The sequence below is a fragment of the Variovorax boronicumulans genome (genome assembly GCF_040544675.1).
Taxonomy (GTDB): Bacteria; Pseudomonadota; Gammaproteobacteria; order Burkholderiales; family Burkholderiaceae_C; genus Variovorax; species Variovorax boronicumulans_D.
The window spans coordinates 172,747-195,429 of record NZ_JBEPKK010000010.1 but is presented as its reverse complement, the minus strand read 5'-3'; the positions used below and the strand labels follow the sequence as shown (position 1 = coordinate 195,429).

Genomic DNA, 22,683 nt, shown 5'->3' with positions numbered 1-22,683 from the left:
AGGCCCGACTTCAACACTCGGGCCTCTTTCTTTTTTCACGCATCCGAAAGACCGATGAACGTCGAATTCTTCGTCATCTCGCTGCTCAACGGCGTCAGCTACGGGCTGCTGTTGTTCATGCTGAGCTCTGGCCTTACGCTGATCTTCAGCATGATGGGCGTGCTCAATTTTGCGCACGCGAGCTTCTACATGCTCGGCGCCTACATTGCGTACACGCTGTCGGGCATCGTCGGTTTCTGGCCGGCGCTTTTCATCGCGCCGCTGCTGGTGGGCCTTCTGGGCGCCGCGTTCGAGCGCTACAGCCTGCGCCGGGTGCACAAGTTCGGCCATGTGCCCGAATTGCTGGTGACCTTCGGTCTTTCGTACCTCATCCTGGAGCTGGTGCAGCTGGCCTGGGGCCGCTCCACCGTGCCCTACGGCCTGCCGACACAGCTGCAGGGTCCGCTCTTCACGCTCTACGGCACGCAGTTTCCGAAGTCGCGCTCCTTCATCATGCTGGTGGCGGTGCTGATGCTGATTTCGGTGTGGCTGCTGCTCACGCGCACCCGCATCGGCCTGGTGATCCAGGCGGCGCTCAAGCACCCCGACATGGTCGAGGCGCTGGGCCACAACGTGCCGCGCATCTTCATGCTGGTGTTCGGCGGCGGCGCTGCGCTCGCGGGCCTGGCGGGCGTGGTCGGCGGCAACACCTACGTCACCGAGCCCGCCATGGCGGCCTCGGTCGGCCCCATCATCTTCGTGGTGGTGGTGGTCGGCGGCATGGGGTCGCTGGCCGGCGCGTTCCTCGCGTCGCTCCTGATCGGCACCATCCAGACCTTCGCGGTGGCCATGGACCAATCGCTGGCCACAGGCCTGCGCGCCATCGGCATGACGGTGACCGACCAGACCTTCGGCTACGAGCTGCTCAAGCTCACGATCTCGCAGGTCGCGCCGATCCTGCCGTACCTGTTCCTGGTGCTGATCCTCATCTTCCGGCCCAAGGGTCTTCTTGGTACCCGGGAGGACTGACGCCATGACTACCGCAACAAAACAGTACTACCGCTTCAAGCCCTGGAACATCGGTCGCTACCTGATCTGGACGCTGTTCGCCGTCGTCCTGATCGTCTCGCCGATGCTGTTCAAGAGCAGCCTGGCGCTCACCATGCTCTCGCAGATGGGCTACCTCATCATCATCTGCCTGAGCTACAACATCCTGCTGGGGCAGGGCGGCATGCTGAGCTTCGGCCATGCGGTGTACGTGGGCCTGGGCTCCTTCCTTGCGATCCATGCGATGAACATGGGCGCCAAGGGCGGCATGCAGATTCCGCTGGTGCTCATTCCGCTGGTCGGCGGGCTGGCGGGCATGTTCTTCGCGGTGCTGTTCGGCTTTGTCACGACCAAGAAGTCGGGCACCACCTTCGCGATGATCACCATGGGCATCGGCGAGCTGGTGGCCTCGATGGCGCTGATGTTCCCCACCTTCTTCGGCGGCGAGGGCGGCATTACCACCGACCGCGTGTACGGGCCTACCTTCTTCGGCTTCAACTTCGGTGCGCAGATCCAGGTGTATTACCTGATCGCCGCCTACTGCTTCGTCTGCACCGCGCTCATGTTTGCCTTCACCGGCACGCCGCTCGGCCGAATGCTGAACGCGGTGCGCGACAACCCGGAGCGCGTGGAGTTCATCGGCTACAACACGCAGCGCGTGCGCTACTTCGCGTTCATCATCGCGGGCTTCTTCGCCGGCATCGGCGGTGGCCTGGCATCGATCAACTTCGAGATCGTGAACGCCGCGGACAGCCTCAATGCCATCCGCTCGGGCGGCTACCTGCTGTTCACCTTCCTGGGTGGCGCGGTGTTCTTCTTCGGGCCGATGATCGGCGCGGTGCTGCTGGTGTTTGCCTCGATCCTGCTGTCGGAGCTCTCCAAGGCGTGGCAGCTGTACTTCGGCCTGGTGTTCGTGTTCATGGTGATGTTCGCCCCCGGCGGCATCGCGAGCCTGATCATGATGAACCTGCGCGTGGCCAAGTTCGGCAAGTTCGACCGCTTCTGGTGGCTGTACCTCGCGCTCGCCGTGGCACTGGTGCCGGTGGTCGTGGGCGCGGCCGCATTGATCGAGATGATCTATCACATCCAGCTCAACGCGGCGATGGGCCCGACGCTGAACTTCTTCGGCGTGGCGCTCGACACGGCAGGCGTGGGCAGCTGGCTCGGCGCGGCGGTGATCCTGGCCATCGGCCTGGCCGCGCTGGAGGTGGCGCGCCGCCGCTTCGTGCGTGTCTGGGGGCAGGCGCAAGAAGAGATCGAAGCAGAAATCAAACGTCGGGAGGCGGCGTAAATGAGCGCGCAACATGCACTGGAACTGAAGGCGCTGCGCAAGAATTTCGGCAAGACCGAGATCATTCGCGGCGTGGACCTGGCGGTGAACGCCGGCGAACGCGTGGCCATCATCGGCCCGAACGGGGCGGGCAAGTCGACGCTGTTCAACCTGATCAGCGGCCGCCTCGCGCCCACCAGCGGCGAGGTGCTGCTGAACGGCGAGCGCATCGACGGCAAGAAGCCCTATGAAATCAACCGGCTGGGCCTGTCGCGCAGCTTCCAGATCACCAACATCTTCCCCAAGCTCAGCGTGTTCGAGAACCTGCGCTGCGGCGTGCTGTGGAGCCTGGGCTACAAGTACACCTTCCTGCGCTTTCTCTCGAACCTGGACGACGCCAATGCGCGCACCGAAGAGCTCATCAAGCAGATCGGCCTGGAGCGCAAGCGCGACGTGCATGCGGTGAACCTCACCTATGCCGAGCAGCGCGCGCTGGAGATCGGCGTGACGATCGCGGGTGGTGCGGGCGTGATCCTGCTGGACGAACCCACGGCCGGCATGAGCAAGACCGAGACCTCGCACTTCATCTCGCTCATCAAGCACGTCACGGTCGGCAAGACGCTGCTGACGGTGGAGCACGACATGGGCGTGGTCTTCGGCCTCGCCGACAAGATCGCGGTGGTGGTGTACGGCGAAGTCATCGCCTTCGACACGCCCGCCGCCGTTCGCGCCAATGCGCGCGTGCAGGAGGCGTATCTCGGGTCCGCGGTGGCCGATGCACAAGGAGCGGGACACTGACATGCTGAAGCTTCACGACATCCACGCCTACTACGGCAAGAGCCATGTGCTGCACGGCGTTTCCTTCGAGGTCGGCGCCGGCGAGATCGTCGCGCTGCTGGGCCGCAACGGCTCGGGCCGCTCGACCACCGCCAAGGCCATCATGGGCCTGGTGCATGCCGAAGGCACGCTGCGCTGGAAAGACCAGGACATCCTTCGCAGGAAGGCCTACGAAATCGCCCACCTGGGCATCGGCTACGTGCCCGAGAACCGCGACATCTTTCCCAAGCTCACGGTGCACCAGAACCTGCTGCTGGGACAGAAGGGCACGGGCAAGGGCAGCCGGTGGCAGTTCGACGACATGTACGACATGTTCCCGCGCCTGAAGGAGCGCCAGCACAACGAAGCCGGCGTGCTTTCGGGCGGCGAGCAGCAGATGCTCACGCTGTGCCGCACGCTCATGGGCGATCCCGACCTGATCATCATCGACGAGCCCACCGAAGGCCTGGCGCCCAAGATCGTCGAGCTGGTGGGCCAGTACCTGCGCACGCTCAAGGACAAGGGCATCTCGGTGCTGCTGATCGAGCAGAAGCTGACCATCGCCATGCAGATTTCCGATCGCGCGCTGGTCATGGGCCACGGCAGCATCGTGTTCGACGGCACGCCGGACGGCCTGCGCGCCGACTCCACCACTCGCAAAGAGTGGCTGGAGGTCTGAGCGGAATCCATTCGCCCTGAGCTTGTCGAAGGGCCGCCAGGGCGCGCGCAGGCTTCGACAAGCTCAGCCCGAACGGTTTGGGGCGCTTTGCCCGAAGGGTTTGGGGGCTTGTCGCTACAGCGACTGCATGCCATTGTTGCGTCGCGACAAAAGCCTAGAATCTTCTGAAAAAGAACACTCGTGCTTTTTCTTCTTTTTTTCTTCACACACCAAGGAACGCAGCATGACGGCTGAATACAAAGTGCTCGGCGATGTCGCCGTGATCACACTGACCAACCCTCCGGTCAACGGTCTCGGTTTCTCGACCCGCATCGGCATCACCGACGGCCTGACCAAGGCCAATGCCGACGACGCGGTCAAGGCCATCGTCATCACCGGCGCCGGCAAGGCGTTCTCCGGCGGTGCGGACATCAAGGAATTCGGCACGCCCAAGGCGCTGCAAGAGCCCAACCTGCTGAGCGTGATCCTCGCGCTCGAAGCCTCCCCCAAGCCCATCGTCGCGGCCATCCATTCGGTGTGCATGGGCGGTGGCCTCGAGCTGGCGCTCGGCTGCCACTACCGCGTGGCCGCACCCGGCACCAGCGTGGCATTGCCCGAAGTCAAGCTCGGCCTGCTGCCGGGCGCGGGCGGCACGCAGCGCCTGCCGCGCGTGCTGGGTGTGGAAACCGCGCTCAACATGATCGTGAGCGGTGAAGCCGTCAAGAGCGAACTGCTCGCGAGCCTGCCGGGCCAGAAGCTGTTCGACCGGCTGGCTGTTTCCCCCGAGTCGGTGTTCGAGGAAGCCGTGGCCCTGGCCAAGAGCGTGGGCGGCAAGACCGGCGAAGCCTTGCCGCTGGTGCGCAACCTGCCGTGCAAGCACCCGCAGGGCGATGCCTACTTCCAGTTCGCCAAGAACATGGTCGGCGGCATGTCCAAGAACTACCCCGCGCCGCTCAAGTGCGTCGACGCCGTGCAGGCCGCGACGAAGATGAAGTTCGACGAAGGCATGGCCGAAGAGCGCCGCCTTTTCACCGCGCTGATGTTCACGCCCGAATCGCTGGCGCTGCGCCACCTGTTCATGGCCGAGCGCGCCGCCTCCAAGATTCCCGACGTGGCCGAAGACACGCCCAAGCGCGAGATCAAGGCCGTGGGCGTGATCGGGGCCGGCACCATGGGCGGCGGCATCTCGATGAACTTCCTGAATGCGGGCATCCCCGTCAAGATCCTCGAGATGAAGCAGGAGGCCCTGGACCGCGGCGTCGCCACCATCAAGAAAAATTACGAAGCCCAGGTCAAGAAGGGCAAGCTCAAGCAGGACAAGTACGAGCAGCGCATGGCGCTGTTGAGCACCACGCTGAGCTACGACGACCTGAAGGACGCCGACCTCATCATCGAAGCGGTGTTCGAGGAAATCGGCGTCAAGGAAAAGGTCTTCAAGGAACTGGACCGCGTGGCCAAGAAGGGCGCGATCCTGGCCTCCAACACCTCCACGCTGGACGTCGACAAGATTGCCTCGTTCACCGAGCGTCCGCAGGACGTGGTCGGCATGCACTTCTTCAGCCCCGCCAACGTGATGAAGCTGCTCGAAGTGGTGCGCGGCAAGGCCACCGCCAAGGACGTGCTCGCCACGGTCATGGACATCGGCAAGAAGATCAAGAAGACCTCGGTGGTCTCGGGCGTGTGCGACGGCTTCATCGGCAACCGCATGATCGAGCAGTACTCGCGCCAGGCGGGCTTCCTGCTGGACGAAGGCGCCACGCCGCAGCAGGTGGACAAGGCCGTAGAGAAGTTCGGCTTTGCCATGGGCCCATTCCGCATGGGCGACCTGGCCGGTAACGACATCGGCTGGGCGATCCGCAAGCGCCGCGCCACCGAGCGCGCCGACATGAAGTACAGCCGCACGGCCGACAAGCTCTGCGAACTGGGCCGCTTCGGCCAGAAGACCGGGGCCGGGTGGTACGACTACCAGGCCGGCAAGCGCGACGCGATTCCGTCGGACCTGGTCAACAAGATGATCGAGGACCACCGCAAGGAACTGGGCATCACGCCGCGCAAGATCTCCGACGAAGAGATCGTGCAACGCCTGGTGTACGCGCTGGTCAACGAAGGCGCGCACATCCTCGAAGACGGCATCGCCTCCAAGTCGGGCGACATCGACATGGTGTACCTCACCGGCTACGGCTTCCCGATCTGGCGCGGCGGCCCGATGCACTACGCATCGCAGGTCGGCCTCTTCAATGTGGCCGAGTCGATGAAGCGTTTTGCGAAGAACCCGCGCGACGACGCCGAGTTCTGGCAGCCGGCACCGCTGATCCAGAAGCTGGTGGCCGAAGGCAAGTCCTTCAGCTGAGACTGAGCCGGGATCAAGACCGCCCATGTTGAAACGCATCTTCCTCGGGCTGCTGCTGGTGCTCCTGGCACTGGTGGCGGCCGTGGCGGTCAAGACCTGGACCACGCCATCGCAGCAGCTCGCGGTGGCGCCCGCACCCAAGCTGGACATCGATCTGCAGGCCGCCGCCAGGCGTCTTTCGGGTGCGATTCCGATCCGCACGGTGTCCAGCCTCGACGATCCGGCCGCCAACCTGGCCGAGTTCGACAAGCTGCATGCCTACCTCGAACAGAACTACCCCAAGGTCCACGCCACCCTCAAGAAGGAAGTGGTCGGCAGCAAGGCGCTGCTCTACACATGGACCGGCTCCGATCCCGCCGCCAAGCCCATTGCGCTGATGGCGCACCAGGACATGGTGCCGATCGCGCCCGGCACCGAGAAGGCCTGGACGGTCGAGCCCTTCAGCGGCGAGATCAAGGACGGCTTCATCTGGGGCCGCGGCACGCTGGACAACAAGGGCAATCTCTTCGCGCAGATGGAAGCCATCGAGTTGCTCATTGGCGCCGGCTTCAAGCCGAAGCAGACCGTCTACCTGGTGATGGGCGACGACGAGGAAGTGAGCGGCCTGCGCGGCGCGCAACCCATCGCCGAGCTGCTCAAGTCGCGCAACGTGCGCCTGGACTGGGTGCTCGACGAGGGCCTGCTGGTGCTCGACGGCGTGCTGCCCGGCCTCTCCAAGCCCGCGGCGCTGATCGGCCTGGCCGAGAAGGGCTACGGCACTTTTTTCCTTTCGCTCGATACCGCCCCCGGCCATTCGTCGATGCCGCCGCAGCACAGCGCCATCGGCAGCATGAGCGCGGCGCTCGCGCGGCTCGAAGCCAACCCGATGCCCGGCAGCATCCAGGGCGTGGCCGGCCAGATGTTCGGCGCGCTCGCGCCCGAGATGAGCGGCATCAACCGCGTGATGCTGTCCAACCTGTGGCTCACCGAGCCGCTGGTGCGCGGCCAGCTTGAGAAGAGCCCGAGCAGCAACGCCATGCTGCGCACGACGACGGCACTGACCATCGTGCGCGCCGGCAACAAGGACAACGTGCTGCCCGGCCGCGCCGAGGCTGCGGTCAACTTCCGCATCCTGCCGGGCGACTCCATCGACAGCGTCGAGGCGCATCTGCGCAAGGCGCTGGCCAACGACGACATCAAGATCAAGCGCTACCCCGGCAACTCCGAGCCGTCACCCGTGTCGCCGACCGACAGCACCGGCTATCGGGCGATCCAGCAGGCCGTGCGCGAGTCGTTCCCCGATGTGGTCGTGGCGCCCGGCCTCATGACCGCCGCGACCGATTCGCGCCACTTCAGCCTAGTGAGCGACGCGGTGTTCCGTTTCTCGCCGTTCCGCATGAAGAGCGAAGACCTCGCACGCTTTCACGGCAACAACGAACGCCTGGCCATCTCCAACTACGGCGAGATGATCGGCTTCTATCACCGGCTCCTCAGCAACACCAACGAGAAGAGATGAGCAAACCTACTGCGCGACCCGATCTCGCATCTCCGGTCCTCACCGTATCCACATACGGTTCCGGTCCTCAATGCAAGCTCGGGCCGCTCGCGACGGTTTTCTCACCTCTTCTGGGCCCTCATTCCTTCTGTTTCTCTCTTCCCGAAAGGACCTCACCATGACCAGCGCCGTCATCGTTTCCACCGCCCGCACGCCGCTCGCGAAGAGCTGGAAGGGTGCCTTCAACATGACGCACGGCGCCACGCTCGGCGGCCACGCCGTTCAGCACGCCATCTCGCGCGCCGGCATCGATGCCGCCGAAGTCGACGACGTCATCATGGGTTGCGCCACGCCCGAAGGCGCCACCGGCTCCAACATCGCGCGCCAGATCGCGCTGCGCGCCGGCTGCCCGGTCACCACCTCGGGCATGACGATCAACCGCTTCTGCTCCTCGGGCCTGCAGACCATCGCCACCGCCGCGCAACGCATCATCGCGGGCGAAGGCGATGTGTACGTGGCCGGCGGCGTCGAGAGCATCTCGTGCGTGCAGAACGAAGCCAACAAGCACATGCTGGCCGACCCCTGGCTCGTGAAGCACAAGCCCGAGATCTACTGGAACATGCTGCAGACGGCCGAGCAGGTCGCCAAGCGCTACAACATCGGCCGCGACGCCATGGACGAATACGGCGCAGCGAGCCAGCAGAAGGCCACCGCCGCGCTTGAAGCCGGCCGCTTCAAGGAAGAAATCGCCCCCATCACTGTGCTGGCCGGCGTGGCCGACCCGGTGCTGGGCCTGCGCACCAAGGAAGTCGCCATCGAGAACGATGAAGGCATCCGCGCCGGCACCACCAAGGAAGGCATCAGCGGCATCCGCTCGGCCATGCCCGGCGGCCTGATCTCGGCCGGCAACGCCAGCCAGTTCTCCGACGGCGGCGGCGCCTGCGTGGTGGTCGACGAGAAGTACGCCGAGCAGAAGGGCCTGAAGCCCCTCGGCCGTTTCCTCGGCTTTGCCGTGGCCGGTTGCGAGCCCGACGAAATGGGCATCGGCCCGGTCTTCGCCATTCCGAAGGTGCTCAAGCGCCTGGGCCTCACCGTCAACGACATCGACCTGTGGGAGCTGAACGAAGCCTTCGCGGTGCAGGTGATCTACTGCCGCGACAAGCTCGGCATTCCGGCCGACCGCCTGAACGTGGACGGCGGCGCCATCGCCGTGGGCCACCCTTACGGCGTGAGCGGCCAGCGCCTGACGGGCCACGCGCTCATCGAAGGCAAGCGCCGCGGCGCCAAGAAGGTGCTGGTCACCATGTGCATCGGCGGCGGCATGGGCGCTGCGGGCGTGTTCGAGGTTCTCTGACGCTCTCCCAGTCTGCGGCGCACTGCGCGCCGCCTTCGCCAACCCCCTTCCGGGGGCAACACCGGCGGGCCGGTTGAGCCGGTTCCGCGGTGTTTCACGAACGGGCCTGGCTTCGCCGGCCGACGAGCGCTACCGGCGAAGGTCGGTAGCCTCCACATCAAGACCCAATCATGAGCCTGCGTCCCACCCTCGACTTCCTGCTCTACGACTGGCTCGATGCCGAGTCGCTCAACCAGAGCGAGCGCTTCGCCGACCACTCGCGCGAAACCTTTGACGCCGTGCTCGACACCTGCGAGCGCATCGCGCGCGAAAAATACGCGCCGTTCAACCGCACGGTCGATACGCAGGAGCCGCACTTCGACGGCGAGAAAGTCATCCTGCCCAAGGCCACGCACGACGCGCACAAGGCCTTCGTCGAGTCGGGAATGATGAGCGCCGCGCAGGACTACGACATTGGCGGCATGCAGCTGCCCTACACGCTGTCGGCCGCGGCCAACAGCTTCTTCGCGATGGCCTCGGTGAGCATCGGCTCCAACATGCTCACCAGCGGCAACGCCAACCTGCTGATGGTGCACGGCACCGAGATGCAGAAAGAGGTGTTCGCCAAGAACGAATTTTCGGGGCGCTGGGCCGGCACCATGTGCCTGTCGGAGCCGCAGGCCGGCTCGTCGCTGAGCGACGTGGCCACGCGCGCCGTGCCCGATGGCGCGGACTATCAGAACGACCCGTTGGGCCCGCGCTATCGGCTCACCGGCAACAAGATGTGGATCTCCTCCGGCGACCACGAGCTGACCGAGAACATCGTGCACATCGTGCTCGCGAAGATCCCCGATGAGAACGGCAAGCTGGTGCCAGGCACGCGAGGCATTTCGCTCTTCATCGTGCCCAAGCGCATGGTCAATCCCCAGGGCGAGCTGACCGGCGTGCGCAACGACGTGGCGCTCGCGGGCCTGAACCACAAGCTCGGCTGGCGCGGCACCACCAACACGCTGCTGAACTTCGGCGAGGGCAAGTACCCGGTCGATGGCAAGGCGGGCGCTGTCGGCTACCTCGTCGGTGCGCCCGGCAAGGGCCTGCACTGCATGTTCCACATGATGAACGAGGCCCGCATCGGCGTGGGCACGGCCGCGACCATGCTCGGCATGGCGGGTTACTACGCCTCGCTCGACTACGCGAAGAGCCGACCGCAGGGCCGTCTCGTGAAGAAGCCCGAGGCGGGCGCCGGCACGCAAGTCGCGAAGGACTCCGCCAGCCCGCAGGTGCGCATCATCGAACACGCCGACGTGCGCCGCATGCTGCTCGCGCAGAAGTCGTACTGCGAAGGCGCGCTGGCGCTGGAGCTGTACTGCGCCCGGCTGGTCGACACGCAAAAGACCGGCGATGCACAGGCCGCCGACGACGCACGCCTGCTGCTGGAAGTGCTCACGCCCATCGCCAAGAGCTGGCCCAGCGAATGGTGCCTGGAGGCCAATTCGCTCGCGATCCAGGTGCACGGCGGCTACGGCTACACGCGCGACTTTCCGGTGGAGCAGTACTGGCGCGACAACCGCCTGAACATGATCCACGAGGGCACCCACGGCATCCAGGCGGCCGACCTGCTGGGCCGCAAGGTGCTGATGGAAAAGGGCCGGGGCCTGCAACTGCTGGCCGGCCGCATCACCGAAACCATCGGCCGCACGGCCAAGGTGCCGGCGCTCGCGGCCCATGCAGAGGCGCTGGGCGCAGCGCTGCAGCGCATCGGCAGCGCCACCGAAGCGGCCTGGTCCACCGGCGACCCGGCCGACGCGCTGGCCAATGCCGTGCCCTACATGCAGGCCTTCGGCCATACGGTGCTGGCCTGGATCTGGCTGGACGTGGCGCGGCGCGCGCTGGAGATCGACGCGGACAAGGCGAGGGCGGTAACAGCTGGCAAGATCGGCGCCACGGACTATTTCTTCCACTACGAGCTGCCGAAAATCGGTGCCTGGCTCAACGTGGTCGAGAGCCGCGACCCCACCTGTACCGCTTTGCCCGAGGACGCTTTCTGACAATGGCCAACGCCGCCCCCAACACTCCCACCCCCGTCAAACCTCCGAAGCCGCACGCCCGGCTCGAGAAGTGGATCTGGATCCTGATCTACGCCGGCCTGTTCCTGGTGATCCTGGGCATCGCCACGGGCCGCACCGACGCCACACTGGGCTGGTCCCTGGCCGTGCCCGGCGGCGTGGTCGCCCTGGTGGGTGTCGTGCTCATCTACGTGCGCTCCCGCCTCGACGGCAAGTAAAAAGAAACACGCAATCCGACCGCCCCCCTCACAGAACACCGGAGACAACCCATGACTGCCCGCACCACCCAGCAACTCTTCGACCTCACCGGCAAGACCGCCCTCATCACCGGCGGCTCGCGCGGCCTGGGCCTGCAGATGGCCCATGCGCTGGGCGAAGCGGGCGCCAGGATCATGCTGAGCTCGCGCAAGGCCGACGACCTGGAGCAGGCCGCCGCCGAGTTGCAAGCTGCGGGCATCGACGCGCGCTGGATCGCCGCCGATTGCTCGAAGGAAGAAGACACCCGCCGCCTGGCCGACGAGACGCTGCAGCGCATGGGTGCGGTCGACATCCTGATCAACAACGCCGGCGCGAGCTGGGGTGCGCCGGCCGAGAGCCATCCGGTCGAGGCCTGGGACAAGGTGATGAACCTCAACGTGCGCGGCTACTTCATCCTGTCGCAGCAGATCGCCAACGGCTACATGATCCCGAAGAAGACGGGCCGCATCATCAACATCGCCTCGATCGCCGGTCTGAACGGCAACCCGCCCGAGATGCAGACACTGGCCTACAACACCTCCAAGACGGCGGTGATCGGCTTCACGCGCACGCTGGCAGCCGAATGGGGCAAGTACGGCATCACCGTGAACGCGATCTGCCCGGGCTTCTTCATGACGAAGATGGCGGCGGGCCTGATCAAGTCGCTGGGCGAGGAGAAGATGGCCGCCCAGGCGCCGCTCGGCCGCCTGGGCGACGACGAAGACCTCAAGGGCCTGACGCTTCTGTATGCAAGCGATGCCGGCAAGCACATCACCGGCCAGTGGCTGGCGGTGGACGGCGGCGTGAGCGTGGTCCTGGGCGCGGCATAGGCACTCCCCCAGGCTGCGCGCACTTCGTGTCGCTTCGCCACCCCCCTCGCCGGGGGCGACACCGGCGGCCCGGCGGAGCCGGTTCCGCGGTGTCTCACGATTGGAATCCATGACCACTGAAACCCCGCCTTCTACCGACATCAACATCCGCTCGTACACGAGCCAGATTCCGTTCGCGCGCCACCTGGGCTTCGAGCTCACGAAGTTCGAGGGCGGCGAGTCCGAAATCATCTACACCGCCAAGCCCGAGCACCTGAACACCTTCGACGTGACGCACGGCGGCGCCTGCATGACGTTGCTGGACATCACCATGGCGTCGGCCGCGCGCAGCGTGGCGCCCGAGACCGGCGTGGTCACCATCGAGATGAAGACCAGCTTCATGCAGCCTTCGGTCGGCCCGCTGCATGCGCGCGGCACGCTGATCCATCGCACTGCGACGCTGGCGTTTACCGAAGCCAAGATCTACGACGAACAGGAGCGCGTGTGCGCCCATGCCACCGGCACTTTCAAGTACGTGAAGCGCCGTCTGCCGACGGGCCCCGCCAGCGCGAATGAAATGCGGCCGCCTTCCACCGACTGACTCAACGAATTCCCCAGGAGAACCACATGCCCACGAACAAGCAGATCCACCTCGACAACCGCCCCGACGGCGAAGCCACCGCGAGCAACTTCAAGCTGGTGACCGTCGAGACGCCCGCGCTCACCGACAACCAGGTGCTGGTGCGCCACCACTACATGAGCCTCGATCCGTACATGCGCGGGCGCATGAACGATTCGAAAAGCTACACCGCCAACCAGCCCGTGGGCCAGGTCTTCCAGGGCGGCACGGTCGGCGAAGTGGTCGAGAGCAAGCACCCCAAGTTCGCCGTCGGCGACAAGGTGGTCGGCTTCGGCGGCTGGCAGGAGTACAGCGTGGTCGATGCCTCGCAGCCCGGCTCGCTGAAGAAGGTCGACACCACGCATGTGCCCCTGTCGCACTACCTCGGCGCGGTCGGCATGCCGGGCGTGACGGCCTGGTACGGACTCGTGAAGATCATCGCGCCCAAGGCCGGCGAAACCGTGGTCATCACGGCCGCCAGCGGCGCGGTGGGCAGCGCCTTCGGTGCGCTGGCCAAGGCGCGCGGCTTGCGCGTGGTGGGCATCGCGGGCGGTCCGGACAAGTGCAAGTACGTGACCGACGAACTCGGCTTCGACGCCTGCATCGACTACAAGCAGCACCCCGACGTCAAGAGCATGAGCGCCGCGCTGAAGGAAGCCTGTCCCGACGGCATCGACGGCTACTTCGAGAACGTCGGCGGCTATATCTTCGACGCCGTGCTGCTGCGCTGCAACGCCTTCGCCCGCGTGGCGCTGTGCGGAATGATCGCGGGCTACGACGGCGCGCCGCTGCCGCTGGCCAACCCCGCGCTGATCCTCATCAACCGACTGAAGATCGAAGGCTTCATCGTCAGCGAGCACATGGAAGTGTGGCCCGAGGCGCTGAACGAACTGGGCACGCTGGTGGGCACGGGCAAGCTCAAGCCGCGTGAGTCGGTGGCGCAGGGCATCGAATCCGCCCCCGAAGCCTTCCTGGGTTTGCTCAAGGGCAAGAATTTCGGCAAGCAGTTGGTCAAATTGATCTGACCTGCTTCGAATGAACTGAACGCACGGCAAGGAGGCCGGTATGCGCGCCGCGCCGGGCCGCCCCAAGCAAGCGCGCACCGCAATGCGAAGCATGGAGGTATGCGAATGAACTCGACGCACGAGGTGTTCAACCAGCCCGCACCGCTGGCGGACTACAACCTCTTCGAAACCAACCGGCCGCTGCGCGATGCGTTGAAGTTCAACGCGCCGGCGCTGCAGCTGGGGCCTTTGCAGGAACTGGGCGCGACCGCGGGCTCGGCCGAGATGCAGACGCATGCGCGCCTGGCCAACACCCACACGCCCGAGCTGCACACCCACGACCGCTTCGGGCGGCGCATCGACGAGGTGGAGTTTCATCCGAGCTATCACGCGCTGATGAAGGCCGCTGTAGGGGCCGGCTTGCACGGCACGCCGTGGACCGGCACTTCGGCCTCGCCGCATGTGCTGCGCGCGGCTGGCTTCATGCTGTTCACCGAGCTGGAGCCTTCCATCCTGTGCCCGATCTCGATGAGCTACGCAGTCACGCCCGCGCTGCGCAGCAATGCGGCCGTGTACGCCGACTGGGGCCCCAAACTCGCGAGCCTCCGGTACGACCCCGCGCTCAAGTCCTTCAAGGACAAGCCCGGCGTGACCATGGGCATGGGCATGACCGAGAAACAGGGCGGCTCCGACGTGCGGGCCAACACCACCCGGGCTGCGCGCGATGGCAGCGACGCATGGGGCGAGCGCTATGCGATCACCGGCCACAAGTGGTTTTTTTCGGCGCCGATGTGCGATGCCTTCCTGGTGCTTGCGCAGGCCGAGGCCGGGCTGAGTTGTTTCTTCCTGCCGCGCGTGCTGCCCGACGGATCGCGCAATGCCATCCACATCCAGCGCCTGAAGGACAAGCTGGGCAACAAGGCCAATGCGAGCTCCGAGGTCGAATTCCATGGCGCCAGCGCCTGGCTCGTGGGCGAAGAGGGGCGCGGCATTCCGCAGATCCTGGAGATGGGCACGATGACCCGGCTCGACTGCGCGCTGGGCACCAGCGGCCTCATGCGGCAGGCGCTCGGCATCGCCATCAACCACGCATCGCAGCGCAACGCCTTCGGCAAGCCGCTGATCGAGCAGCCGCTGATGAAGAACGTGCTGGCCGATCTCGCGCTCGAAAGCGAGGCCTCGACGGCATTGGCCATTCGCCTGGCCCGCGCCTTCGACCATCCCGACGACGAACACGAACGCCTCATGGCGCGCCTGCTCACGCCGGTCGCCAAGTTCTGGATCTGCAAGCGCGGCAGCCACTTCGCGCAGGAAGCGATGGAGTGCCTGGGCGGCAACGGCTATGTGGAAGAGGGCGGCGAAGGCGTCATGACGCGCATTTACCGCGAGATGCCGCTCAACTCGATCTGGGAGGGCGCCGGCAACATCATGGCGCTCGACCTGCTGCGTGGCCTGCGCAAGGGCGATGCCGTGGCGGCGCTCGCGAAGGAACTGGCGCCCGCGCGCGGGCAGCATGCCGCGCTCGACCGCATGGCCGACGCGCTGCCGGCGCGCATCGAGGCCATGGCCTCCGAGGTGGAGGCGCGTCGTCTGGCACAGGACGTGGCGCTCGCCGTGCAGGCTTCGCTGCTTGCCCAGACCGCACCGCCCGCGGTGGTCGGCGCCTTCTGCGCATCGCGCCTGGGCGGCGACTGGGGCAATGCCTTCGGCACGCTGGGCGCGGGCACCGATTTCGATTCGATCATCCAGCGGGCCCAGCCGCGCTGACCACACAAGAACACCCCACAGGAAACACCATGGCCGACCTGATCCTCCACCACTACACCACCTCGCCGTTCTCGGAAAAGGTGCGGCTGATCCTCGGCGCCAAGAAGCTGCCGTGGAAGTCGGTGTTCATCCCGCCGATCATGCCCAAGCCCGATGTGGAAACCCTCACCGGCGGCTACCGCAAGACGCCGTTCCTGCAGATCGGCGCCGACATGTACTGCGACAGCGCGCTCATCGCCGATGTGCTGGAGCACCTGCAGCCCGAACCCACGCTCTACCCCGAGCCCGAGAAGGGCATGTCGCGCATCCTTGCGCAGTGGGCCGACACCACGCTGTTCTGGGCCGCGATGGCCTGGAACCTGCAGCCCAGGGGCGCGGCCGAGGTGTTCGCCAAGGCGCCGCCCGAAGCCCTCAAGGCCTTCGGCGAAGACCGCGGCAAGATGAGCGCCGGCAACATGACGCGCCTGCGCCCGGCCGACGCCACCAGCGCCTACAAGTCGTACCTGCGCCGCCTGTCGGACATGCTGGACGACAAGCCCTTTCTGCTGGGCGAGGTGTCGAGCATTTCGGACTTTGCGGCCTATCACCCGCTCTGGTACACGCGCCGCATCGAATCGGTCCGCACCATCCTCGACCTCACGCCCGCGGTGGTCGACTGGATGGACCGCATGGCGGCCATCGGCCACGGCGCACCGGAGAAGTTCAGCTCGGACGAAGCCATCGCCTTGGCCAAGGCCGCCACGCCGCATTCGCTGCTGACCGACAGCACCTTCCAGGACGACCACGGCATTCCGCTCGGCAGCGCCGTGACCATCCGCGCCGAGAGCTTCGGCCTGGAAGAAACGACCGGCACGCTGATCGCCGCCACCCGCATGCACTACACGCTGGAGCGCAGCAGCGAGCGCGTGGGCACGGTGCATGTGCATTTCCCGCGCATCGGCTACGTGTTGAAGAAAGCAGAAGCCTGAAGAAGACAGCGCTCAAGGCGATGGCGCCGGGCACCTTCGTGACTGCGCGGCGGCGCGTTCCGTATTTCAATAGCGCCTCCAACGTCAGAGACATTCAACGCAAGAAGGACACCGGCAAATGATTCAGGACTTCAAGGGCAAGACCGCCGTTCTCACCGGCGCAGGCTCGGGCTTCGGCCTCGAATGCGCGCGCATCGGCGCCGCACGCGGCATGAACCTCGTGCTGGTCGACGTGCAGCAGGACGCGCTCGACAAGGCCAAGGCCGAGATGGAAGCCACCGGCGTCGAGGTGCTGGCCCGCAAGGTCGATGTGTCCGACGCCGCGCAGATGGAAGCGCTGGCCGCCGCCGTGAAGGAGCGCTTCGGCGCGCCGCACTTCGTGTTCAACAACGCCGGCGTCGGCGCGGGCGGGCTGGTGTGGGAGAACACGGTTTCCGATTGGGAATGGGTGCTGGGCGTGGACCTCTGGGGCGTGATCCACGGCGTGCGCCTGTTCACGCCGATGATGCTGGAGGCTGCCGCCAAAGACCCGGCCTACCGCGGCCACATCACCAACACCGCCAGCATGGCGGGGCTGCTCACGCCGCCCAACATGGGCATCTACAACGCCGCCAAGGCGGCGGTCGTGAGCCTCACCGAAACGCTGTATCAAGACCTGACGCTCGTCACCGACCAGATCGGCGCGAGCCTGCTGTGCCCGTACTTCGTGCCCACCGGCATCACAAGCAGCGAGCGCAACCGCCCGAATGCGCCCAAGGACACCGAGCTCACCAAGAGCCAGCTCATCGGCCAGGCCATGAGCAACAAGGCGGTGAGCAGCGGCAAGATCACCGCGGCCGAAGTGGCGAACAAGGTGTTCGACGCCATCAGCGACAACCAGTTCTACGTGTTCAGCCATCCCAAGGCATTGGGCAATGTGCGCGCGCGCATGGAGAACATCGTGGCGGTCACGAACCCGGCCGACCCGTTCCTCGAGAGGCCCGAGATCGGCCAGAAGCTGCGCGAGCAGCTTCGCGCCTAGTTGTAGCTGACCGTCACCATCGCGGCCGCCACGCGGCCTGCGGGCGGCTTGTGCTGCGCCGCGATGGAAAGCACGCCCCCGTCCTGGCCGATGGCCTGCGCCTTCGAGGTATCGATGACATGCCGGCGACCGCGAGCATCGGTGAACACGGTACGCAAGGGCAGGGCGCCGAGCGCATCGACGCTCACGCTGCCGCTCGGGCGGTCTACGTCCTGTCGGAGAAACGAAATCTCGACGGCCGGTCCCGTGCCGTCGACGCGGCGGGCCGCCGTGGTCCGCAGTGCCGGCGCTTGCACTGCGGCACTGCGAATTTCGTACGGGGAGGCGACGATCTCGCCGGTGAAATGAATGGTCCCGTCGGCTGCAAACGCAGCGGCGGATGCCATGCAGGTGGACAGCAATGCCAGTGCTGCGAACACGCGCGAGTCATGGTGTTTCATTTCGATCTTCTCCCTGAAGAGTGAGTTCTCGCGGCTTGTTATTGCTGTTCTGATCGGATGAAATCACGTTCCACTGGTGAACGCAAGATGCAAAGCACCTATGTAGCGGCCCGTCGCAATGCGACTGCGACGAAGACGATCGCGGCCAGTGCCGACGATGCCGTTCGCACCGTGTTCCACCGCGTCCAGGTCTTGAGATAGGTCTGCCAGAACGCGTGGCCGTCGGTGTGCGAGGTCGCTGCGAGCTGGTCGTTCAAAGGCACGTTGAACAACACCGTCACGCCGAAGCAGCCGACCACATGGAACAGGCAGGCGAGCAGCACGAGTTGCGAGTCGCGCTGCGAGATCGAGAACATTGACCAGCCGCCGAGCACCACGCACAGCAAGGTGCTTCCCATGAAGAGAACCATGAAGCTCGGCGTGATCACCGTGATGTTGATCGCGTTCATCGCGTGGATGCCTTCGCTGTTCGGGATGCGCGCGAGCGCCGCCATCACGAACGAAGAAAACGCGTAGAACATGCCCGCGACAAGCGCGGTGGAAAGGGCGCTCGCCAGGATCAGTACCGTCATCGTCTTGCTCATGACCGCTTCGCTCCCCACAGGCCGCTGGCAGCGGTGCGCGCAACGTAGTCGGCAAAGCTGCGCGGCGGGCGGCCGAGCGCGCGTTCGACGCCATCGGCGACCGGCGTGTTGCGACCGTCCAGCACGGTGTTGAACAGGTAGATCACCAACTGCGCCACGTCGGGCGGCAGTCCGGCTTCGGACAAGGCCAGCGCGTAGTCCGCCTTGGAAATGATCTGGCACGCGATCTGGCGATCGGTCGCCTGGCCGATCTGCGCGATGGCCTCCTGGAAGGTCAGCGCCTGCGAGCCGGTCAGTTCGTAGAGCTGACGGTTGTGGCGGCTGCCGGTGAGTGCCTCTGCGGCGATCTCGGCAATGTCGTCCGCGTCGATGAAAGGCTCCGGTGCGAGCCCTTCGGGCAGCGTGATCGCGCCCGCAACGATCTCGTCCAGAAAGTAGTTCTCGCTGAAGTTCTGGAAGAACCAACTGGCCCGCAGGATGGTCCAGTCGAGCGGCGTGGCCTGCAGGGCTTTCTCGGCGTCTTGCGCTTCGGGCTCGCCACGGCCTGACAGCAGCACGATCCTCTGCACACCGGCCTTCGCGGCTGCGTCGTAGAACGCGGTGACTGTTTCCACGGCGCCGGGCACGCACAGGTCAGGCTGGTAGGCGACGTAGACGGCGCGCACGCCGTCGAGTGCGGCAGTCCAGGTGGCAGGCTCTTCCCAATCGAAGCGCGGCTGTGCCGAGCGCGAGCCCGCGCGCACGGTGTGACCGGCGGCGCGCAGCCGCTGTAGAACGCGGCCGCTGGTCTTGCCGTTGGCGCCCAGTACGAGGATGGGGTTGCTGTCCGTGGCCATTTTTGAACTCCTGGAGATAATGTGAGAAATGCTCACGTAAAAAATGATAGTTACTCACATTTTGAATGTCAACCCGGGATGAAGCCATGACACGCAGTGCCCCTTTGCAATCCCAGGTGGTCGCCATCGAAGCGCCCTCGGCCAGAAAAAGCCCGATGCAGGAGCGCAGCAAGGCGCGCGTGGAGCGCATCCTCGAAGCCGCCGGCGAGCTGATCGTGCGCGGCGGAAGCGACCAGTTGAAGATGAGCGAGGTCGCCGCATCGGCCGGCATCTCGATCGGATCGCTCTACCAGTACTTCCCTGAAAAGGCCGCACTCATCCGCATGCTCGCCGAGCGCATCAACGCGCAAAGCCGAGAGTGCATCCGCGAGGGCCTGAAGGACGTGAGCGATCTCGCGAGCCTCAAGACGTCGTTCGCCGCGCTCGTGGACACCTACTACGCGATCGTCAGCGAGCATCCCGTGATGCGCGACATCTGGAGCGGCATGCAGGCCGACAGGCAACTGCTGGCGCTGCAGGTCGCCGAGAGCCGCGCCTGCGGCCAGATGCTGGCCGAGGCCATGCACAAGGTGCACGGCCGCGCGCAGGCCAGGCGTATCGGGCAGACCGCATTCCTCATCTGGGAGATGGGCGAGGCCACTATCCGACTGGCCATTGCGGTCGATCCGGCCGAGGGTGCGGCGCTGGTGGAAACATTCAAGCGCATGGCATTGCGGGAGATTGCGGAACCCCGTGCCTGATGCGGCGCGGCCGCGGCCATCAGCCGGGCGCTTGCGATGCGATCCATGCCCACACCGCGCGGATCGCGGGCTCGTTCTCTCGTCCGCCTGCGGTCACTAGAAAGTAGCTTCCGGTGTCCAGTGCCGGGCCGAAGGGCTGCACCAGCGCGCCGCTGCGCAGTTCTTCGGCCGCCAGCGTGAGGCTCAACAGCGCCACGCCGTGGCCCGCCAGCGCGGCGAGCATGGCGTGCGTTTCATCGGAGAAAGACAGCCCTTTCGCCAACCGCGCCTGCAGTGCCCGTGGTGGTTGCGCGATGCCAGCCTCGCGAAACCACCGCGGCCACAACGCCGGGGCCAACGCATGCGGCTGCCAGTCGCAGTGGATCAGCGGGTGCCTGGGCAGCTCGCTTGCGCGGCGCAGTTTCAGCATCGGGCTGCACAGTGGCGCATAGCGCTCGCGCATCAGCTCGCGCGACACCAGCCCGGGCCAGTTGCCGCTGCCCGAGCGCACCGCGATGTCGGCATCGCCGCGCGACAGGTCGACCAGCGTGTCGCTCGCGTGCAGCCGCAGCTCGATGCCCGGACAGGCCTTGTGGAACGCCGCCATGCGCGGCAGCACCCAGCGCGCCGCAAAGGCCGTGTTGGTGGTGAGCGTGACGTGCTGCGATACCGGCGGGCGGCGCAGCCTGTCGATGCCCGCTTCGAGCGCATCGAAGCCCGTGCGCAGGTCGTCGAACAGCCGCTGGCCCGAAGGCGTCAGCGCGAGCTGCCGCGTGAGCCGGCGAAACAGCGGCTGTCCCAGCGTGTCCTCCAGCGCGCGCACCTGATGGCTGATGGCCGAGGGCGTGACCGAAAGCTCGACCGCCGCGCGCTGAAAGCTCAGGTGCGCGGCAGCGGCCTCGAAGGCGCGCAGCGAGAGCAGGGGAGGCAGGCGGCGCGGTGGGCGGACAGATGAATCCATCTCTTGCATGGCGGGAGAAAAGATCGTTTGTGAGCGGGCGAGCTTATCCATAAATTCAAGCCCTGTGCCGCCATTCTGACAGCGCAATACAGAGCAATCCAATTCATCCATTCATCGATCAAAACCATGAGCTTCAACCTGCTTCACATCGACGCCAGCGCGCGCCCGGGTCTCTCGGGCATCGACCCGCATGGCTCGCACACACGGCGGCTTTCCGCACGTTTCGTCGAGCGCTGGCGGCAAGCCCGGCCCGACGACTGCATCGACTACCTGGACGTCGGCCAGCAGCCGCCCGCGCACGTCAGCAGCCGCTGGATCCATGCCGCCTTCACCGCACCGGCCGAGCGCGAACCGTGGATGGCCGAGGTGCTGGCCAAGAGCGACCGCCTGGTCGACCAGCTCGTCGCCGCCGACCTGATCGTGGTGGGCCTGCCGATGTACAACTTCAGCGTGCCGTCGCAGTTCAAGGCCTACATCGACAACATCGTGCGCGTGGGCCGCACCTTCGGCTTCGACCGCGCGCGGGGCGCGGTGCCGTACTGGCCGATGCTGGCGGACGCCGGCAAGCGCATGGTGCTGCTCGGCGCACGCGGCGACCACGGCTACGACCCGGGCGGGCGCGTTGCGCACCTGAACCATGTCGAGGGCACGGTGCGCGCGGTCTTCGGCTATATCGGCATCACCGACCTGTTCGACGCGGCGGTGGAGTGCGACGAGTTCGGCGGTGAGCAGCTTGCGCAGTCGATGCGCAAGGCCGAGGCTGCGGTCGATCGCCTCGTGGATGAACTTGGGCGTGCGACGGAACCGCAAGCCGTTGCGCAGTGAGCCGCTCCGGCTACCCGGGAATGCCGTTCCTGGCCGACAGCGGCTGCAGCGCATCGAGCGCGGCGAGCTTGCGATAGTCGCCGGGCAGCACGGCGTAGGTGCTGGTGAAGATCTTGTGCAGGTGGCTCTGGTCGGCAAAGCCGGCCGCATGCGCCGCATAGGTCACGCGCGCACCGCCGGCGATGAGGTCGCGCGCGTACCCGACGCGGTGGCCCACCAGCAGCTCGTGCGGCGTGAATCCCATGGCGCCCTTGAAGCGCCGCTGCAGATGCACCGGGTGCATGCCCGCCACGTCGGCGAGGCTGTCGAGCGTCATGCGCTGCTGAAAGCCGGCGGCGATTGCTTCGTAGAGCCGGTTCATGCGCGCGTCGCCGCTGTCGAAGACAGGTGTAGGCCGCGTTTGCAGCGGAACCCATCGCGCCAGGCGCTGGCGCAACAGGGCGCGGCCCGCAGCGGCGTCTTCTTCGTTGCCGGTGCTCGTCGGCTCGTAGAGCAGCCGGTGGCACTCGAGAAATTCGAATGCCGCCGAGGCGTCCAGGCAGAGCGATACGCCATCGTCGCCCGCCGCGCGCGCCATCGGCGCGTCGTCGCTCGCCGTGCTGATGCAGCGGGCAACGGCGGAGCTGCAGTACATCGCGTCTTCGCGCCACGGCGCGCTGCGTGCCTGCACGGCATGCCAGGCCTGCGGCGCGATGCGCAGCAAGGTGCCCGGCGGCACCACCGTCACGCGGGTGCCGGTGCGCACATGCAGTTCGGTGTCCGACACCGAGAGCGTGAATCCGACGTGCCGGTGCGGCCGGATCTCGCGATGCAGATGCCGGCTGGCCGTGAACTGAAGACCCGTCAGGTCAGCGTCTCGCCAGTAGCGGCAAGCCAGTGTTTCCATCGAGCGCAGGCCTC

The 22,683-nt window shown here is 66.1% G+C and carries 22 protein-coding genes; 17 read left to right on the top strand and 5 right to left on the bottom strand.

All coding sequences use genetic code 11. From position 1 onward, the window contains the following. Positions 1 to 54: 54 nt before the first annotated feature. From ABIC90_RS18755 to ABIC90_RS18685, 15 genes are all read left to right on the top strand, one after another. Positions 55 to 1,008, top strand: a complete 954-nt coding sequence (locus ABIC90_RS18755; protein WP_354356620.1) for a branched-chain amino acid ABC transporter permease — start codon at positions 55 to 57, stop codon at positions 1,006 to 1,008. A gap of 4 nt (positions 1,009 to 1,012) precedes the next feature. After that, a complete protein-coding gene (locus ABIC90_RS18750; RefSeq protein WP_354356618.1) occupies positions 1,013 to 2,317 on the top strand; it encodes a branched-chain amino acid ABC transporter permease in 1,305 nt (434 codons plus the stop codon). Further along, positions 2,318 to 3,094 (top strand): ABC transporter ATP-binding protein, encoded by a 777-nt coding sequence (locus ABIC90_RS18745; RefSeq protein WP_354356616.1) that lies wholly within the window; start codon positions 2,318 to 2,320, stop codon positions 3,092 to 3,094. Between the two features lies 1 nt (position 3,095). Beyond that, positions 3,096 to 3,791, top strand: a complete 696-nt coding sequence (locus tag ABIC90_RS18740) for an ABC transporter ATP-binding protein (RefSeq protein WP_354356614.1) — start codon at positions 3,096 to 3,098, stop codon at positions 3,789 to 3,791. 223 nt (positions 3,792 to 4,014) lie between these two features. Continuing rightward, positions 4,015 to 6,120, top strand: coding sequence for a 3-hydroxyacyl-CoA dehydrogenase NAD-binding domain-containing protein (locus ABIC90_RS18735; protein WP_354356612.1), 2,106 nt, complete (start codon positions 4,015 to 4,017; stop codon positions 6,118 to 6,120). A 25-nt stretch (positions 6,121 to 6,145) separates the two neighbouring features. Further along, a complete protein-coding gene (locus tag ABIC90_RS18730; protein WP_354356610.1) occupies positions 6,146 to 7,615 on the top strand; it encodes a M20 family peptidase in 1,470 nt (489 codons plus the stop codon). Positions 7,616 to 7,772: 157 nt separating this feature from the next. Continuing rightward, positions 7,773 to 8,948, top strand: a complete 1,176-nt coding sequence (locus ABIC90_RS18725; RefSeq protein WP_354356608.1) for an acetyl-CoA C-acyltransferase — start codon at positions 7,773 to 7,775, stop codon at positions 8,946 to 8,948. A 170-nt stretch (positions 8,949 to 9,118) separates the two neighbouring features. After that, the gene (locus tag ABIC90_RS18720) at positions 9,119 to 10,975 is read left to right on the top strand and encodes an acyl-CoA dehydrogenase (RefSeq protein ID WP_354356606.1); all 1,857 of its coding nucleotides are present in this window, start codon (positions 9,119 to 9,121) and stop codon (positions 10,973 to 10,975) included. A gap of 2 nt (positions 10,976 to 10,977) precedes the next feature. Further along, the gene (locus ABIC90_RS18715; RefSeq protein ID WP_354356604.1) at positions 10,978 to 11,211 is read left to right on the top strand and encodes a hypothetical protein; all 234 of its coding nucleotides are present in this window, start codon (positions 10,978 to 10,980) and stop codon (positions 11,209 to 11,211) included. A gap of 51 nt (positions 11,212 to 11,262) precedes the next feature. Further along, positions 11,263 to 12,060: an SDR family oxidoreductase gene (locus ABIC90_RS18710; RefSeq protein WP_354356602.1), complete on the top strand. Its 798-nt coding sequence runs from the start codon at positions 11,263 to 11,265 to the stop codon at positions 12,058 to 12,060. Between the two features lie 109 nt (positions 12,061 to 12,169). Continuing rightward, on the top strand, positions 12,170 to 12,640 hold the full coding sequence (locus ABIC90_RS18705; RefSeq protein ID WP_354356600.1) for a PaaI family thioesterase: 471 nt from the start codon (positions 12,170 to 12,172) through the stop codon (positions 12,638 to 12,640). Between the two features lie 26 nt (positions 12,641 to 12,666). After that, positions 12,667 to 13,683, top strand: a complete 1,017-nt coding sequence (locus ABIC90_RS18700) for an NADP-dependent oxidoreductase (RefSeq protein ID WP_354356598.1) — start codon at positions 12,667 to 12,669, stop codon at positions 13,681 to 13,683. Positions 13,684 to 13,788: 105 nt separating this feature from the next. After that, positions 13,789 to 15,429 carry an isovaleryl-CoA dehydrogenase gene (locus ABIC90_RS18695; RefSeq protein WP_354356596.1) on the top strand — a complete coding sequence of 547 codons (1,641 nt, stop codon included), beginning with the start codon at positions 13,789 to 13,791 and terminating at the stop codon, positions 15,427 to 15,429. Positions 15,430 to 15,458: 29 nt separating this feature from the next. Further along, positions 15,459 to 16,397 (top strand): glutathione S-transferase family protein, encoded by a 939-nt coding sequence (locus ABIC90_RS18690; protein ID WP_354356594.1) that lies wholly within the window; start codon positions 15,459 to 15,461, stop codon positions 16,395 to 16,397. 118 nt (positions 16,398 to 16,515) lie between these two features. Beyond that, entirely contained in the window at positions 16,516 to 17,418 is a 903-nt protein-coding gene (locus tag ABIC90_RS18685) for an SDR family oxidoreductase (protein ID WP_354356592.1), read from the top strand. Here ABIC90_RS18685 and ABIC90_RS18680 read toward each other — a convergent pair. The 3 genes from ABIC90_RS18680 to ABIC90_RS18670 all read right to left on the bottom strand — a co-directional run bounded on the left by ABIC90_RS18680 (position 17,415) and on the right by ABIC90_RS18670 (position 19,278). After that, positions 17,415 to 17,858 carry a hypothetical protein gene (locus tag ABIC90_RS18680; RefSeq protein WP_354356590.1) on the bottom strand — a complete coding sequence of 148 codons (444 nt, stop codon included), beginning with the start codon at positions 17,856 to 17,858 and terminating at the stop codon, positions 17,415 to 17,417. The two genes, ABIC90_RS18685 and ABIC90_RS18680, sit on opposite strands and share 4 nt — an antisense overlap. A 98-nt stretch (positions 17,859 to 17,956) precedes the next feature. After that, entirely contained in the window at positions 17,957 to 18,442 is a 486-nt protein-coding gene (locus ABIC90_RS18675) for an anthrone oxygenase family protein (protein ID WP_354356588.1), read from the bottom strand. After that, the gene (locus ABIC90_RS18670) at positions 18,439 to 19,278 is read right to left on the bottom strand and encodes an NAD(P)H-binding protein (protein ID WP_354356586.1); all 840 of its coding nucleotides are present in this window, start codon (positions 19,276 to 19,278) and stop codon (positions 18,439 to 18,441) included. Before ABIC90_RS18670 ends, ABIC90_RS18675 begins: the two co-directional genes overlap by 4 nt. A gap of 86 nt (positions 19,279 to 19,364) precedes the next feature. Between ABIC90_RS18670 and ABIC90_RS18665 the strand changes: the two genes are divergently transcribed. After that, positions 19,365 to 20,018 carry a TetR/AcrR family transcriptional regulator gene (locus ABIC90_RS18665; RefSeq protein ID WP_354356584.1) on the top strand — a complete coding sequence of 218 codons (654 nt, stop codon included), beginning with the start codon at positions 19,365 to 19,367 and terminating at the stop codon, positions 20,016 to 20,018. A 19-nt stretch (positions 20,019 to 20,037) separates the two neighbouring features. Here the strand turns inward: ABIC90_RS18665 and ABIC90_RS18660 are convergent, their stop codons facing one another. Beyond that, positions 20,038 to 20,967 (bottom strand): LysR substrate-binding domain-containing protein, encoded by a 930-nt coding sequence (locus tag ABIC90_RS18660; protein WP_354356582.1) that lies wholly within the window; start codon positions 20,965 to 20,967, stop codon positions 20,038 to 20,040. Positions 20,968 to 21,084: 117 nt separating this feature from the next. Here ABIC90_RS18660 and ABIC90_RS18655 point away from each other — a divergent pair, with 117 nt between their 5' ends. After that, the gene (locus ABIC90_RS18655) at positions 21,085 to 21,783 is read left to right on the top strand and encodes an FMN-dependent NADH-azoreductase (RefSeq protein WP_354356580.1); all 699 of its coding nucleotides are present in this window, start codon (positions 21,085 to 21,087) and stop codon (positions 21,781 to 21,783) included. Between the two features lie 10 nt (positions 21,784 to 21,793). Here the strand turns inward: ABIC90_RS18655 and ABIC90_RS18650 are convergent, their stop codons facing one another. Beyond that, on the bottom strand, positions 21,794 to 22,669 hold the full coding sequence (locus ABIC90_RS18650; protein WP_354356578.1) for a helix-turn-helix transcriptional regulator: 876 nt from the start codon (positions 22,667 to 22,669) through the stop codon (positions 21,794 to 21,796). Positions 22,670 to 22,683 lie beyond the last annotated feature (14 nt).

Excerpts from the sequence above, each read along its gene's own strand:
- ABIC90_RS18750 (WP_354356618.1), top strand. The coding sequence starts at position 1,013 with ATGACTACCGCAACAAAACAGTACTACCGCTTCAAGCCCTGGAACATC.
- ABIC90_RS18725 (WP_354356608.1), top strand. The coding sequence starts at position 7,773 with ATGACCAGCGCCGTCATCGTTTCCACCGCCCGCACGCCGCTCGCGAAG.
- ABIC90_RS18700 (WP_354356598.1), top strand. The coding sequence starts at position 12,667 with ATGCCCACGAACAAGCAGATCCACCTCGACAACCGCCCCGACGGCGAA.
- ABIC90_RS18755 (WP_354356620.1), top strand. The coding sequence starts at position 55 with ATGAACGTCGAATTCTTCGTCATCTCGCTGCTCAACGGCGTCAGCTAC.
- ABIC90_RS18715 (WP_354356604.1), top strand. The coding sequence starts at position 10,978 with ATGGCCAACGCCGCCCCCAACACTCCCACCCCCGTCAAACCTCCGAAG.
- ABIC90_RS18650 (WP_354356578.1), bottom strand. The coding sequence starts at position 22,669 with ATGGAAACACTGGCTTGCCGCTACTGGCGAGACGCTGACCTGACGGGT.
- ABIC90_RS18670 (WP_354356586.1), bottom strand. The coding sequence starts at position 19,278 with ATGGCCACGGACAGCAACCCCATCCTCGTACTGGGCGCCAACGGCAAG.
- ABIC90_RS18740 (WP_354356614.1), top strand. The coding sequence starts at position 3,096 with ATGCTGAAGCTTCACGACATCCACGCCTACTACGGCAAGAGCCATGTG.
- ABIC90_RS18690 (WP_354356594.1), top strand. The coding sequence starts at position 15,459 with ATGGCCGACCTGATCCTCCACCACTACACCACCTCGCCGTTCTCGGAA.
- ABIC90_RS18675 (WP_354356588.1), bottom strand. The coding sequence starts at position 18,442 with ATGAGCAAGACGATGACGGTACTGATCCTGGCGAGCGCCCTTTCCACC.
- ABIC90_RS18660 (WP_354356582.1), bottom strand. The coding sequence starts at position 20,967 with ATGCAAGAGATGGATTCATCTGTCCGCCCACCGCGCCGCCTGCCTCCC.
- ABIC90_RS18695 (WP_354356596.1), top strand. The coding sequence starts at position 13,789 with ATGAACTCGACGCACGAGGTGTTCAACCAGCCCGCACCGCTGGCGGAC.
- ABIC90_RS18730 (WP_354356610.1), top strand. The coding sequence starts at position 6,146 with ATGTTGAAACGCATCTTCCTCGGGCTGCTGCTGGTGCTCCTGGCACTG.
- ABIC90_RS18705 (WP_354356600.1), top strand. The coding sequence starts at position 12,170 with ATGACCACTGAAACCCCGCCTTCTACCGACATCAACATCCGCTCGTAC.
- ABIC90_RS18665 (WP_354356584.1), top strand. The coding sequence starts at position 19,365 with ATGACACGCAGTGCCCCTTTGCAATCCCAGGTGGTCGCCATCGAAGCG.
- ABIC90_RS18720 (WP_354356606.1), top strand. The coding sequence starts at position 9,119 with ATGAGCCTGCGTCCCACCCTCGACTTCCTGCTCTACGACTGGCTCGAT.
- ABIC90_RS18710 (WP_354356602.1), top strand. The coding sequence starts at position 11,263 with ATGACTGCCCGCACCACCCAGCAACTCTTCGACCTCACCGGCAAGACC.
- ABIC90_RS18685 (WP_354356592.1), top strand. The coding sequence starts at position 16,516 with ATGATTCAGGACTTCAAGGGCAAGACCGCCGTTCTCACCGGCGCAGGC.
- ABIC90_RS18680 (WP_354356590.1), bottom strand. The coding sequence starts at position 17,858 with ATGAAACACCATGACTCGCGCGTGTTCGCAGCACTGGCATTGCTGTCC.
- ABIC90_RS18655 (WP_354356580.1), top strand. The coding sequence starts at position 21,085 with ATGAGCTTCAACCTGCTTCACATCGACGCCAGCGCGCGCCCGGGTCTC.
- ABIC90_RS18735 (WP_354356612.1), top strand. The coding sequence starts at position 4,015 with ATGACGGCTGAATACAAAGTGCTCGGCGATGTCGCCGTGATCACACTG.
- ABIC90_RS18745 (WP_354356616.1), top strand. The coding sequence starts at position 2,318 with ATGAGCGCGCAACATGCACTGGAACTGAAGGCGCTGCGCAAGAATTTC.